This is a genomic window from Cupriavidus gilardii (assembly GCF_013314895.1).
GTDB classification, from domain to species: Bacteria; Pseudomonadota; Gammaproteobacteria; order Burkholderiales; family Burkholderiaceae; genus Cupriavidus; species Cupriavidus gilardii_C.
The window spans coordinates 33,316-46,023 of sequence record NZ_JABTYE010000004.1; the positions used below are offsets into that span (position 1 = coordinate 33,316).

General features: G+C 66.6%; 13 protein-coding genes. 9 read left to right on the forward strand and 4 right to left on the reverse strand.

All coding sequences use genetic code 11. The features are described 5' to 3' along the window. Nucleotides 1-6: 6 nt before the first annotated feature. From gsiD to HTY53_RS05010, 3 genes are read left to right on the forward strand one after another with little or no spacing between them, the layout of a single operon-like run. Nucleotides 7-921 (forward strand): glutathione ABC transporter permease GsiD, encoded by a 915-nt coding sequence (gsiD, locus tag HTY53_RS05000; protein WP_174105380.1) that lies wholly within the window; start codon nucleotides 7-9, stop codon nucleotides 919-921. 14 nt (nucleotides 922-935) lie between these two features. Next, on the forward strand, nucleotides 936-2,018 hold the full coding sequence (locus HTY53_RS05005) for a DmpA family aminopeptidase (RefSeq protein ID WP_174105381.1): 1,083 nt from the start codon (nucleotides 936-938) through the stop codon (nucleotides 2,016-2,018). A 38-nt stretch (nucleotides 2,019-2,056) separates the two neighbouring features. Beyond that, nucleotides 2,057-2,887, forward strand: coding sequence for a M55 family metallopeptidase (locus tag HTY53_RS05010; protein WP_174105382.1), 831 nt, complete (start codon nucleotides 2,057-2,059; stop codon nucleotides 2,885-2,887). A gap of 192 nt (nucleotides 2,888-3,079) precedes the next feature. Here HTY53_RS05010 and HTY53_RS05015 read toward each other — a convergent pair whose 3' ends face one another. After that, complete coding sequence (locus HTY53_RS05015; protein ID WP_174105383.1) at nucleotides 3,080-4,684, reverse strand: alkaline phosphatase D family protein; 1,605 nt, start codon at nucleotides 4,682-4,684, stop codon at nucleotides 3,080-3,082. 169 nt (nucleotides 4,685-4,853) lie between these two features. On the opposite strand from HTY53_RS05015, the gene HTY53_RS05020 reads away from it, so the two are divergent. Then, nucleotides 4,854-5,291, forward strand: a complete 438-nt coding sequence (locus HTY53_RS05020) for a PRC-barrel domain-containing protein (RefSeq protein ID WP_174105384.1) — start codon at nucleotides 4,854-4,856, stop codon at nucleotides 5,289-5,291. 341 nt (nucleotides 5,292-5,632) lie between these two features. Here HTY53_RS05020 and HTY53_RS05025 read toward each other — a convergent pair whose 3' ends face one another. After that, the gene (locus HTY53_RS05025) at nucleotides 5,633-6,610 is read right to left on the reverse strand and encodes a Bug family tripartite tricarboxylate transporter substrate binding protein (RefSeq protein WP_174105385.1); all 978 of its coding nucleotides are present in this window, start codon (nucleotides 6,608-6,610) and stop codon (nucleotides 5,633-5,635) included. A gap of 39 nt (nucleotides 6,611-6,649) precedes the next feature. Further along, nucleotides 6,650-7,804, reverse strand: coding sequence for an acyl-CoA dehydrogenase family protein (locus HTY53_RS05030; protein ID WP_174105386.1), 1,155 nt, complete (start codon nucleotides 7,802-7,804; stop codon nucleotides 6,650-6,652). Nucleotides 7,805-8,034: 230 nt separating this feature from the next. On the opposite strand from HTY53_RS05030, the gene HTY53_RS05035 reads away from it, so the two are divergent. From HTY53_RS05035 to catC, 4 genes are all read left to right on the forward strand, one after another. After that, nucleotides 8,035-8,820: an IclR family transcriptional regulator gene (locus tag HTY53_RS05035; RefSeq protein ID WP_174105387.1), complete on the forward strand. Its 786-nt coding sequence runs from the start codon at nucleotides 8,035-8,037 to the stop codon at nucleotides 8,818-8,820. A 47-nt stretch (nucleotides 8,821-8,867) separates the two neighbouring features. Next, on the forward strand, nucleotides 8,868-9,680 hold the full coding sequence (locus tag HTY53_RS05040) for an IclR family transcriptional regulator (protein WP_174105388.1): 813 nt from the start codon (nucleotides 8,868-8,870) through the stop codon (nucleotides 9,678-9,680). 62 nt (nucleotides 9,681-9,742) lie between these two features. Further along, complete coding sequence (locus HTY53_RS05045; protein ID WP_174105389.1) at nucleotides 9,743-10,039, forward strand: YciI family protein; 297 nt, start codon at nucleotides 9,743-9,745, stop codon at nucleotides 10,037-10,039. A gap of 27 nt (nucleotides 10,040-10,066) precedes the next feature. Then, nucleotides 10,067-10,351 (forward strand): muconolactone Delta-isomerase, encoded by a 285-nt coding sequence (gene catC / locus HTY53_RS05050; protein ID WP_174105390.1) that lies wholly within the window; start codon nucleotides 10,067-10,069, stop codon nucleotides 10,349-10,351. A 57-nt stretch (nucleotides 10,352-10,408) separates the two neighbouring features. On the opposite strand, the gene HTY53_RS05055 is transcribed toward catC, so the two are convergent. Next, a complete protein-coding gene (locus HTY53_RS05055) occupies nucleotides 10,409-11,329 on the reverse strand; it encodes a tripartite tricarboxylate transporter substrate binding protein (protein WP_174105563.1) in 921 nt (306 codons plus the stop codon). A gap of 246 nt (nucleotides 11,330-11,575) precedes the next feature. Between HTY53_RS05055 and HTY53_RS05060 the strand changes: the two genes are divergently transcribed. Then, nucleotides 11,576-12,697, forward strand: a complete 1,122-nt coding sequence (locus HTY53_RS05060; protein ID WP_174105391.1) for an XRE family transcriptional regulator — start codon at nucleotides 11,576-11,578, stop codon at nucleotides 12,695-12,697. Nucleotides 12,698-12,708 lie beyond the last annotated feature (11 nt).

Sequence of the window (12,708 nt, forward strand, 5' to 3'; positions counted from 1 at the left end):
CCGTCCATGACCGAGCTATCGACCGTGGCCAACGAGGCCGCTGTGCCGAGCGCGGCGGCGCAGGCCGAGCCCGTCCGCACGCCGTGGAGCGAATTCTGGCGCAAGTTCCGCCGCCAGCATCTGGCGCTTGCCGCCGGCGTGTTTGTGATCCTGCTGGTGATCGTCGCGGTGCTGTCGCCGCAGCTGGTGCCCTACGATCCCGAGAACTATTTCGACTATGACGCGCTGAACGCGGGGCCGTCGGCGGCGCACTGGTTCGGCGTCGATTCGCTGGGCCGCGACATCTTCAGCCGCATCCTCGCCGGCACGCGCATCTCGCTGGCCGCCGGCTTCTTCTCGGTGATCGTCGGCGCGATCGTCGGCACGCTGCTGGGTCTGCTGGCCGGCTATTACGAAGGGTGGTGGGACCGGATCGTGATGCGGATCTCCGACGTGCTGTTCGCGTTCCCGGGCATCCTGCTGGCGATCGGCATCGTGGCCATCCTGGGCAACGGCATGGTCAACGTGGTGTTCGCGGTGGCGATCTTCAGCATCCCGGCGTTCGCGCGGCTGGTGCGCGGCAATACGCTGATGCTCAAGCGGCTGACCTATATCGAGGCCGCGCGCAGCATCGGCGCGTCCGACTGGACCATCCTGATGCGGCATATCCTGCCGGGCACGATCTCGTCGATCGTCGTCTATTTCTCGATGCGGATCGGCACCTCGATCATCACCGCGGCCAGCCTGTCCTTTCTCGGCCTGGGCGCGCAGCCGCCGACGCCGGAGTGGGGCGCAATGCTGAACGAAGCGCGCGCCGACATGGTCACGGCCCCGCATGTGGCGATCTTCCCCAGCCTCGCGATCTTCCTGACCGTGCTCGCGTTCAATCTGCTCGGCGACGGGCTGCGCGACGCGCTCGATCCGAAGATCGACCGCCGCTGACCCGGGACACTGCAATGCCGCACGAACCTTCCATCGCGTCCGGCGTGCCGCCGCATATCGGCGATCTGCCGGCCGGCGCGCGCAATGCGATCACCGATGTGCCGGGCGTGCGCGTCGGCCATTGCACGCTGGCCGATGGCGCCGTGCAGACCGGCATCACCGTGGTGCTGCCGCACGCCGGCGATCCCTATCTGGACAAGGTTCCGGCGGCGGCCGCGGTGCTGAACGGCTTCGGCAAGAGCATCGGACTGGTGCAAGTCGACGAACTGGGCGTGCTGGAGACGCCGATCGCGCTGACCAACACCTTTGCGGTCGGTGCCGTAGCGCAGGCGCAGATCCGCCAGGCGATCGCTGCCCACGCCGAGATCGGCCGCGGCTGGCCCACCGTCAATCCGCTGGTGTTCGAATGCAATGACGGCCATCTGAACGATATCCAGGCGATGGCCGTCGGCGAAACGCACTATCTGCAGGCCTGCGCGGCTGCCGACGCCGAAGTTGCGCAAGGCTCGGTCGGGGCCGGACGCGGGATGTCGGCGTTTGGCGTCAAGGGCGGCATCGGCACGGCGTCGCGAGTTGCGGGACCTTACCGCGTGGGCGCGCTGGTGCTGGCCAACTACGGCACGCCGTCGATGCTGACCGTCGCCGGCAGCCGGGTCGGCCCCGAACTGGCACAGCGGCTGGCTGCGCCCGCTGCTGAGGACGTTGCGCCTGCTGCACCGGACGGTGCACCGGAGAAGGGTTCGATCATCATGATCGTCGCCACCGACGCGCCGCTCGATTCCCGCCAACTGGCACGGCTGGCACGGCGCGCGGGTGCGGGGCTGGCGCGCACCGGCTCGGTCTACGGCCATGGTTCCGGCGATATCGCGCTGGCCTTCAGCACCGCCTATACCGTGCCGCACGATGCCACAGCGCCGATGCCCGCCGTTGCGATGGTCCACGAGACAGCGCTGGATCCGCTGTTCCATGCCGCGGCCGACAGCGTCGAACAGGCCATCGTGCATGCGCTGTGGCACGCGCAGACCGTCACCGGCCGCGACGGCCATTGCCGCCGCAGCTTGCTGACGCTGGTGCCCGAACTGAATTCAGCCGACTGAACCGCGCGCCTACGCTGCGTCGGGGGCGCGCCAATCCCATGAAGATCCTCATTTCCACCGATATCGAGGGCGTCGCCGGCGTCTTCCATCCCGAACAGACGCGCCCCGGCAACGGCGAATACGAGCGCGCCCGCGCCTGGATGACCCGGGAGGCCGATGCCGCGGCCCGCGGCGCCTTCGCTGCCGGGGCCGAAGCCGTCTGGGTCAACGACTCGCATGGGGGCTTCCGCAACCTTCTGCCGGACCTGCTGGACCCGCGCGTGCGGCTCGTGCTCGGCAAGCCGCGCTACGCCGGCATGATGAGCGGCATCGAGCAGGGGTGCGATGGCGTGTTGATGATCGGCTATCACGGCCGTGCGCAGGGGCGCGGCATTCTGGCGCATACGATCAACAGCGGCGCGTTTGCCAGCGTGAGCCTCAACGGCATCGAGCTGGGCGAAGCGGGGCTGTATGCCGGACTCGCTGGCGAGGCCGGCGTGCCGGTGCTGATGGCGAGCGGCGACGATGTGTTCGTCGAGGAAACTTCGGCGCTGCTGCCGTGGGTGCGCTATGTCGCCACCAAGCGCGCGCAGGGGCAGGGCACCGGCGACTCGATGACGCCGGCCGCGGCGTGCGAAGCCATCGCCGCGGCAGCCGAAGCCGCGGTCCGCTCGCTGCAGACCGATCGGACCGCGGTGCAGCCCTTTACCATTCCCGGCCCGGTGACATGCCAATTGCGGACGCTGACGCCCGCGCATGCGGACCTGTTCTGCCAATGGCCCACACTGCGGCGGCTGGACGGTGTCACGCTGCGCTTCGATGCCGCCAGCGTGTCCGACGCGGTGCGCATGCTGAACTGCCTGTCGGCGATGTCGTTCATGTTGCGCTAGCGGTGAAATGCCGCAGTGACCGTGTTGCAGCATGGGTATTCTCCCCTCTCCCGCTTGCGGGAGAGGGGCCGGGGGAGAGGGCAAGCGGCGGTCGCTATGCGGCCATCGTTCGAAACCACCTCCCTCTCCCCAACCCTCTCCCCCTGAGGGGGAGAGGGAGAACACCATAGAGGTTCGCCAGCGTCCGCGGCCTCAAGTCACCGGCAACGTCTTGCTGAACACGCTGACCCCATCCAGATCGCGCAGATCCACGGTCAGCGCCTTCGTCGCCGGATCGATATTGACCTCGCCGAAGAACTGGAAGCCCGAATACGGCGACAGGTTCGCCTGGCCTGCAGGCGGCGCCTTCTGGAAGACCAGTTGCGGCCCGAAGGTGGCGTCGAGCTGATTGGGGCCGAAGGTGCCGGCGTTCAGCGGACCGGCAACGAATTCCCAGAACGGCGAGAAGTCGGTGAACTGGGCCTTCGACGGATCGTAGTAATGCGCGGCGCAATAGTGCACGTCGGCGGTCAGCCAGACCACATTGGGCACGCCCTTGATCGCGCGCAGCAGTCGTGCGGTTTCGAGCTCGCGGCCCAGTGCAGCGCCGTCGTTGCCGTTGGCGATCGCTTCCCAGCGCGCATTGCCGGCCGCGTCCTTGCCGTCCGGTACCCACAAACCGATCGGCATGTCGGCGGCGATGATCTTCCAGGTCGCCTGCGATTGCTTGACGCCATTGACCAGCCATTCGAGCTGCTCGTTGCCGAGGAAGACGGTGTCGCCGTTCTCGGTGGTCTGCAGGTTGGCCGTATTGCCGCCGCGATACGTGCGCATGTCCAGCACGAATACGTCGAGCAGCGGGCCGTACGAGACCTTGCGATAGAGCGTCTGCTCCGCCGCGGTGCTGCCGATGCGCATCGGCGCGTACTCGCGGAAGGCCTGCGTGGCGCGCGCGACCAGCGTGGCGATGTTCTTTTCGGTGTAGCGCGCATCGGCGCTCAAATCCTTGGTCGGCGACCAGTTGTTGGTGACCTCGTGGTCGTCCCATTGCCAGATCTGCGGCACCTCGGCCGAGAAGCGACGCACGTTCTCGTCCATCAGGTTGTAGCGGTAGCGGCCGCGGTATTCGTCCAGCGTCTCGGCGACCTTGGAGACCTCCGGCGTCACCAGGTTCTTCCACACGCGGCCGTTCTCCGCGGTGGCCTCGGCCAGGATCGGGCCGTCGGCATAGATCGTGTCGCCGCTGTGCAGGAAGAAGTCCGGTTCACGGCGGCGCATCGCCTCGAAGATCTTCATGCCGCCGAATTCCGTATTGATGCCCCAGCCCTGGCCGGCGACGTCGCCACCCCAGACGAAGCGCACGGGGCGGTTGGCGTCGGTGCGCGGGATGGTGCGGAACTGGCCCGGCACCACCACGCCGGTCGCGCGCGGGTTGTCGATGCTGTCGTAGGCGACGCGCAGGAAGATCGATTCGCCGGCAGGCAGCCCCGACAGCTCCACGCGGCCCGTGAAGTCGGACGCGGCGCTGACGGTGGGGCCGAGCACCTTGCGCGGATTGCGGAAGCTGTCGGTGGTGTCGTACTCCACCCGCAGCTGCGCGGGACGGTCGGCGCGTGCCCATACCACCGCGCGACCGTCGCCCACATCGCCGATCTGGATGCCGTACGGCAGCTTGGGCCGTTCGCTGTCGGGCACGATGACCACCGGCGCCTCGGGCGAGTCATCGGAACCGCAGGCGGTCAGGCCGAGGCTGGTGCCGAGGCCGAGCGCGCCGGTGTGGATCAGGAAACGTCGACGGGGGTAGGGGGTTCGGGTCATGTCCTGCCTCTTGCCTTTCAGGGTGTGGGGAAGGGAAAGGCAGGACCTTAGCGGGCGATTGCGAAAAAATGATGAAAGGCGGAGGCAGCCGGGGCGAGGCCCGCCGCACCGGGATGGCATGGTCGTTGCGAAACACCAGTTCCTGCAAACCACCATCAAGGAGAAGGCGATGAATCCCTCGCAACCCGGCACGGATCAGGGCGGTGCCAATATCGTGGGGTCTGGGGTCGGCGAAGGCCCGGGTCCGGAAGTGATGGCCGCCTCCAGCCTCGAGGACACCAAGGTCTATTCGTCGGACGGCGAGCATGTCGGCGAGATCAGCGAGATCATGCTCGACGTGCCACGCGGCCGCATTGCCTATGCCGTGCTGACCACCGGAGGCTTTCTCGGCATCGGCGACACGCTGCACGCGATCCCGTGGAATGCGCTGGTCATGGATACCGACCAGAAATGCTTCCGCCTCGGCATCACGGCCGATCGGATCAAGGCGGCGCCCGGCTTCAACAAGGACCAATGGCCGCGCATGGCCGACCCGCAGTGGGGCACGCAGCTGCACCAGTACTACGAGCGCGAGCCGTATTGGATGTCTGGCGGCGGCACGCTGTGAATTCGAGGGCGCGCGCCGCATGCAGTCGATGCGGGCGCGTCGTTCTTACAGCGGCATGTAATTCCGCCATGGCCGATGCGGCCGCAAGCGGCACGCGCCGCGCGTACGGACCGGTCTGGCCGAAGCCCGTCAGTCATGTCGAGGATGCAGACGCCGGACAGCGGGCCTTGTTGCGAGCGGGATCGCTTGTCCTGGTGGGGCAATTCAGTGGGGCATACGGGCGTGGAAAAACGCTGGATTCCCGCTTTCGCGGCAACGACAGACGGGATACGCGGGCGTGAGCGAGAAGTTTCAACCAGCTTCGAGCGGCTTCAGGCGGCTTCAAGCGGCTTCAAGCGGCTTCAATCGAGTCGCGTGCCGGTCGCCTTGACCTGTGCGGCCCACCAGGCCGTCTCGCTGCGGATCTGCGCGGCAAACGCCTCGGGGCTGTTACCGACCGGTTCCGCGCCCAGTTCGATCACCCGCTTGCGCATCTCCGGCGTGGCCCGGATACGGGCGCAGGCCTCGTGCAGCTTCGCGATGACGGGCCGGGGCGTGCCGGCCGGCGCCATCAGGCCCTTCCACGCGGTGACCAGATAGCCCTTGACGCCGGCCTCCTCGAAGGTCGGCACATCGGGCAGCGCGGCGGCGCGCTTGTCGCTTGCGACCGCGATCGGCCGCAGCTTGCCCGCCTGCACCTGGGCCAGCAGCGCCGGCATGTTGTCGATCATCAGGTCGATATGGCCGGCCATCAGGTCGGCGACGGCCGGGCCGCTGCCCTTGTAGGGCACGTGCTGCATCTGCAGGCCGGCGGTGCGGTTCAGCAGTTCGCCGCCGAGATGCGCAACGGTGCCGTTGCCAGGCGAGCCAAACGACAGCTCGCCCGGATGGCTGCGCGCATAGGCCAGGAACTCCGACAGGTTGCGCACGGGCAACTGCGCCTTGACCGCCATCAGGTTGTGCTCGCGCGCCAGCACCGTGACCGGCGCCAGATCGCGCGCCGGATCGAACGGCATCTTGCTGTACAGGCTCGGATTGATCACGGTCGGTCCGGCCGCGGCCAGCAGCAGCGTATGGCCATCCGGCGCCGCGCGCGCGACGCTCTCGCCGGCGATATTGCCGCCCGCGCCGGGCTTGTTCTCGACCACCACCACCTGGCCCAGTTCGGTCTTCAGTCGGTCGGCGAGCAGGCGCGCCAGGATGTCGGAGGAACCGCCGGGCGCGAACGGCACCACGAGCCGGATCGGCTTGCTGGGGTAGGGCGCTTCGGCGCGGGCCGCGCCGCTGAGCGTGGCAGTGCCGATCGCCAGCGCCATCGCGGCGACAAGGGTCTTGAACATGGTGTCTCCTGTTGTTTTATATCGGCCGCGGCGCGAGGATCAGGCGCCGGCCTGCGCCAGCGTGCGCTTGGCGATATTGAGCTGGTGGATCTGGCTGGTGCCCTCGTACAAGCGGAACAGCCGCACGTCGCGATAGAAGCGCTCGATGCCGTAGTCGGCGATATAGCCGTAGCCGCCGAACATCTGCACGCAGCGGTCGGCAACGCGCCCGCACATCTCCGAGGCGAAGTACTTGCAAATCGACGCCTGCATCGTCACGTCCTCGCCGCGGTCGCGCTGGCGCGCGGTCTCCAGCACTAGCGCGCGGGCCGCGTGGATCTCGGTCTGGCAGTCGGCGATCATCGCCTGCACCAGCTGGAAGCTCGACAAGGGTTCGCCGAACTGCTTGCGCGTGCTGACGAAGCGGATCGCATCGTCGAGCATGCGGATGGCCGGTCCGATGCACAGCGCCGACAGATGGATGCGCTGCTTGTTCAGCACCTTCATCGCCGTACGGAAGCCCTGGCCTTCGACACCGCCAATCAGGTTGGCGGCCGGCACGCGGCAATCGTCGAAATGGACCTCCGACACCGGCGAGCCTTCCTGGCCCATCTTGCGGTACGCCGGCCCGGTGCTCAGGCCCGGCGTGCCGCGCTCGACCAGGAAGGCCGAGATGCCGGAGGCGCCGGTGGTATCGGGATCGGTGCGCGCCATCACCGTAAACAGTCCCGCGATCGGCGCATTGGTGATGAAGCACTTGGTGCCGTTGATGACATAGTCGTCGCCATCGCGGCGCGCCGACGTGGTCAGCGCCGTCGCATCCGAACCGGCCTCGGGCTCGGTCAGCGCAAAGGAGCCGGTGATCTCGCCGCTGGCCAGGCGCGGCAGATAGCGCTGCTTCTGCTCTGGCGTGCCGTCGGCGACCAGCGCTTCCGAGCCGATGCCGGTATTGGTGCCGACGCGCGCGCGGAAGGCCACCGAGCATTGCGACAGTTCGATCGCCGCCAGCACCAGCTCCTCCGTGGTCATGCCGGCGCCGCCATAGGCCTCTGGAATCGAAAAGCCGAACAGCCCGATGTCGGCCATCTCTTGGACCAGGTCGGCCGGCACCTCGTCGCACGATGCCACCTCGGCCTCGCGCGGCACCAGGCGCTGCTGCACGAAGCGGCGCAGTTGCGCCAGAAATGCGGGATAGGTGTCGGAGTCTCGGATCATCGCTATGGCTTCCTGTTGCGGTTGGCAGCGGATCGCGAGGCATGCCCTGCGGTCCGGCATCGGAGTGGAAGGCAGCGTAGCAATGCAGGCGGAAATAGTGGATCGTTGTTTCGCTATCTTGAACGACTTGCCGACGCCAAAGCGGCCGGGCGCGCTATGATCGAGGCCAGCGAGGCGATGCGCGCGGCGTGCCGCCTCCGTCTTTCATACATCTCGAACCGCCGCCTTCGATGGCCCCTCGCCCTCATCATCCCGATCCAGCGTTTGCCACCACGCTCGCGCACGGGCTGTCGCTGCTGCAGTGTTTCGGCATCGGCGACAGCGTGCTCAGCAACAAGGAACTGGCCGAGCGCACCGGCCTGTCGCCGGCGACGGTCAGCCGGCTGACCTACACGCTTGCCGCACGCGGTCTGCTGCGCTACGACGCGCAACTGCGCCGCTATCGGCTCGGATCGACCACGCTGGCGCTGGGCTACCCGCTGCTGGCCACGCTTCGCATCCGCCAATTGGCGCGGCCGCTGATGAAGCAGCTGGCCGACGAGATCGATGGGTCCGTGTCGCTGGGCTTGCGCGACCGCACGCAGATGGTCTATGTCGAGACGAGCCGCGGCCACGATGCGCTGGCGTTTCGGCCGGATATCGGCGCGACGCTGCCGATGCTGCTCACAGCGATCGGCCGGGCCTGGCTGTGCCATGCGTCGCCGCAGGAGAGCGGACCAGTACTGACGGCCTTGCGCAAGGCCGATCCGGCGGAGTTTCGACGTCAGGCGCCTTCGCTCGAACACGCACGGCAGGAGATGGGCAAGTTCGGTTTCTGCACCTCGCGCGGCGAATGGCAGAGCGACATTCATGCGGTGGCGGCACCGCTGCCGACGCGTATCGATGGCGAGATCATGGTCTTCAACTGCGGCGTGCTGGGCGTGCGGATGACGCCGCGCAAGCTAGAGCGGCAGATGGGGCCGCGCCTTCTGCGGATGGTCGCCAGGATCGAGGCTGCACTGAGGACGAGCCGGTGACGCGCCCCGGTTCCCGCGCCGGTTCGCGTACCAGCGCGGCGCAGTCCGTGTCGCAGTCCGTGTCGCCGTCCCTTTCGCGCACGAAGGAGCCTGCCGACAAGGACCGCCAGTTCGCGGCCACGCTGGCCAATGGCATCGACATCCTGCTGGCCTTCGACAGTGGCGACGCGATGCTCGGCAATCGCGATTTCGCCGAGCGTACCGGGCTGTCGAAGACGACCGTGGCCCGCCTGACGCACACGTTGACGGCGCTGGGCTATCTGCGCCACGATACCGTGCTGCGCAAATACCGGCTCGGTGCGGCGGTGCTGTCGATGGGTTATCCGCTGCTGGCCAGCATGCATCTGCGTCAGCTGGCACGGCCAATGATGAAGGCGCTGGCCGACCGGATGTGCGGCGCCGTGTCGCTCGGTATCCGCGACCGCACGCAGATGATCTATGTCGAGACCGCGCGCTCGACCGACAGCCTGATAGTGACCCCGGAGATCGGCGCCGCGCTGCCGATGCTTACCACGGCCATCGGACGCGCGTGGTTGTGTCGTGCGCCGGCGCACGAGCGCGATGCGGTGCTCAATCAGCTGCGGCTGCAGGATCCGGAAGCCTTCGCCAGCCTGCAGCCACGGCTGGCGGACGCGCGCCGCGACCTCGAGCGGCAAGGCTACTGCACCAACCGCGCCGAATGGCGGCCCGAGGTCTACGGTTTCGCCGTGCCGATGTGCCAGCCGGTCGGTTCGCAACTGTTCGTGCTGAACTGCGGCGTGCCGGTTCGGCAGGGCAGTTTCGCGACGGTCGAGAAGCAGGCCGGGCCGCAGTTGCGGGCGCTGATGCTCGATATCGAGCGGATGCTCGGCTTGCGATAAGGCCTGATCGCGGGCGTTCCCATCGACGACCGCGCTTTTCCAACGACAACACAGGAGACACGATGCCATACATCATCGAAACCTTCGACAAGCCCGACCACCAGCACGTGCGCAAGGCCCAGCGGCCCGCGCATCTGGCGTTTCTCGAAACCAGCAAGGCGCTGCTGCTCGCCTGCGGCGCCAAGCTGAACGACGATGGCAGCGATGCAGGCGGGGGGGTCTATATCGTCGATGTCGATACCCGCGAGGCCGCGCAGGCGCTGATCGAAGCCGATCCGTTCCATCAGGCGGGCCTGTTCGCCGAAGTGCGGATCACGCGCTGGCGCAAGGCCTATCTCGACGGCGTCTGCTGTCTTTGACCGTACCGCTACCCGCAGGAGATGGCCATGCTCTTCATGGTTGAAATGACCGTCCGCATTCCCCAGTCCGCCGACCCGCAAGCCGTCGAGAAGCTCAAGGCCGACGAGAAGGCGCTGTCGCAACAGCTGCAGCGCGAAGGCAAGTGGCGCCATCTGTGGCGCGTGGTGGGCCAGTACGCCAACGTCAGCGTCTTCGATGTCAAGGACAACGACGAACTGCATGCGCTGTTGACCTCGTTGCCGCTGTATCCGTTCATGGAGATGAAGGTGACGCCGCTGGCGCAGCACGGTTCCGCGATCGCGCAGAACTGATGCGTCTCGTCCCGCGCGATCGCTTGTCGCGCCGCGCGGGACATCACTGCAACCGCATCAATCGACCTTCGCGCCAGAACGCTTGACCACCGTCGACCATTTGCGGATCTCGCTGTCGACAAAACGCGCAGTTTGCTCCGGCGACATCGGCATCGGCTCCGAGCCCCGGTCGACGATGAACTTCTGCAGCTCGGGCGATTGCAGCGCCTTCACCGTTTCGGCGTTCAGCTGCGACACGATGGCCGGCGGCGTGCCGGCCGGCGCCATCAGCACCGCCCAGCCGAGCGCCTCGAAGTCCGGCACCACTTGTTCCTGCACGGTCGGCACATTGGGCAGCTGCGGCACGCGCTTGCCCGCGGTGACCGCCAGCGGTACCGCCTTCTTCGACTGGATCAGCGGCAGCGCCGCGGTGATCGAGTCGACCATCACGGGAATCTGATTGCCGAGAAAGTCCGCCTGCGCAGGGCCGCTGCCCTTGTACGGGATATGAACCATGAAGATGCCGGCGCGCGCCTTCAGCATTTCGGCCGACAGATGCTGCGTGCCGCCGATGCCGGCGCTGGCGTAGCTCAGCTTGCCCGGCGCCGCCTTCGCCTTGCCGATCAGATCGCGCAGCGAGGTGATTCCGGATGACGGCGTCGACAGGAAGACCAGCGGCACGGAGAACACACCCGAGATCGCCTGGAAATCGCGGCGCGGATCGTAGCCGATCGACGCGTAGAGCGTCTGGTTGATCGCCATCGCGCTGCCGGCCATCACCAGCGTATAGCCATCGGGCGCCGCGCGAGCGGCCAGTTCCATGCCGATATTGCTGCCGGCGCCCGCACGATTCTCGACCACCACCGACTGCCCCAGTTGCTTGCCCAGCCGCTCGCCAAGCGCGCGCGCAAAGATGTCGGTCGCCTGACCGGGCGGAAAGGGCACGATCAGCTTGATCGGACGTTCGGGGTAGGCGGCGTGTGCCGCGGCGCTCGCCATCAAGGCAATCGCCGCCAGGCACGTGATGCGTGGCTTCAAGGTTGTCTCCTTCCAACAAGGTCATTAGGTGTGTGGCTCGGGAGGCCAGGTGCGGACGATAGCACCCCCTGACCCTCGATATCGCCACGCTAGCCTTACATATGATCTATAGGCCACCTAATCTCGTATTGCCGAAAGCAGATTGCATGCTCATCTTGCGAAATGCGTTTCGCAAGAATAAGATGCGGGTTCACTGGGAGGCGGACGATGTTCGAGCGAATCTCGCAAAAGCTGATCGGGTATCGGGTCAAGGCGGCACGCGAGGCCAAAGGCTGGACGCAGGATCAACTCACCCAGGCGCTCGGCCTGAACGACCGGCAATCGGTATCCGATATCGAAAACGGCAAGCGCGCCCTGAAGTCGGACGAAATGCTTGCCATATCCGAACTGCTGGACCGAGACGTCGATTTTTTTCTCGACCCGTTCGCCGTCGCAGGTGAGGCACAGTTTTCCTGGCGAGCGGCGCCCAGCGTGCCGGAAGTCGAGCTCGATGGATTCGAGTCCCGGGCGGGAAAATGGATCGGCTTACTGCGCTGGCTACGCGAAGGGCAGGGCGGCGGCACCAACCCGCTCAAGCATAGCTTGCGCCTGAGTGCGCAGTCGTCGTTCGAGGACGCCATCGCTCGCGCCGAGGCCTTGGTTGCCGCGCTGGACCTGGGCACGGTTCCGGCTGAGCGGCTTGCCGAGCGTATCGAGCGCGATCTGGATATCCCGGTCCTGTTTGTCGACGCTGTCGAAACGACCAGAGGCGACTCCATTTCGGGCGCGACCTGTCACTTGCAGGATCTCGGCGTGATCCTGATCAATCGCAACGAATCCGAGGCTCGTCGCTTCTTCGATCTCGCTCACGAGCTGTTCCATGCGCTGACATGGGACGCCATGAAACCCGACCGCCGAGAGTCGAACTCGTCCGAAGCGCGGGGAAGGGTAAAACGCATCGAGCAACTTGCCGACAATTTCGCCGCGGCGTTGCTGATGCCGAGCCACTCTCTCGGGCAATTGATCGACCCACGGCGATGCTCGGATATCGAACATCTCGCCGATGTCGCCGCTGAATTGCGCGTTTGTCCCATTGCGCTGGCCTGGCGTCTGTACAACATGAAACGTATTGACGCTGCTACGCGGGACGGACTTCGCAAAGAGCGTCAACGATTCAGTGCCGGTCGGAAACCGAAGCGCTTCTCCGACAGCTTCGTCAGCATGCTTCACGCTGCCATCGATCGCGGTCAACTCTCTGCCCGCAAGGCGGCCAAGGCGATGGGCATGAGCCTGCCGATGTTGAGCGACCTGTTCGCCGAGCATTCTCTTCCGGCACCGTTCGAGCTATGAGGGCCGACATC

Coding starts and splice junctions, on each gene's coding strand:
- HTY53_RS05030 (WP_174105386.1), bottom strand. CDS start 7,804: ATGATCCGAGACTCCGACACCTATCCCGCATTTCTGGCGCAACTGCGC.
- HTY53_RS05055 (WP_174105563.1), bottom strand. CDS start 11,329: ATGGCGAGCGCCGCGGCACACGCCGCCTACCCCGAACGTCCGATCAAG.
- HTY53_RS05045 (WP_174105389.1), top strand. CDS start 9,743: ATGCCATACATCATCGAAACCTTCGACAAGCCCGACCACCAGCACGTG.
- HTY53_RS05005 (WP_174105381.1), top strand. CDS start 936: ATGCCGCACGAACCTTCCATCGCGTCCGGCGTGCCGCCGCATATCGGC.
- catC (WP_174105390.1), top strand. CDS start 10,067: ATGCTCTTCATGGTTGAAATGACCGTCCGCATTCCCCAGTCCGCCGAC.
- HTY53_RS05020 (WP_174105384.1), top strand. CDS start 4,854: ATGAATCCCTCGCAACCCGGCACGGATCAGGGCGGTGCCAATATCGTG.
- HTY53_RS05010 (WP_174105382.1), top strand. CDS start 2,057: ATGAAGATCCTCATTTCCACCGATATCGAGGGCGTCGCCGGCGTCTTC.
- HTY53_RS05025 (WP_174105385.1), bottom strand. CDS start 6,610: ATGTTCAAGACCCTTGTCGCCGCGATGGCGCTGGCGATCGGCACTGCC.
- HTY53_RS05035 (WP_174105387.1), top strand. CDS start 8,035: ATGGCCCCTCGCCCTCATCATCCCGATCCAGCGTTTGCCACCACGCTC.
- HTY53_RS05060 (WP_174105391.1), top strand. CDS start 11,576: ATGTTCGAGCGAATCTCGCAAAAGCTGATCGGGTATCGGGTCAAGGCG.
- gsiD (WP_174105380.1), top strand. CDS start 7: ATGACCGAGCTATCGACCGTGGCCAACGAGGCCGCTGTGCCGAGCGCG.
- HTY53_RS05015 (WP_174105383.1), bottom strand. CDS start 4,684: ATGACCCGAACCCCCTACCCCCGTCGACGTTTCCTGATCCACACCGGC.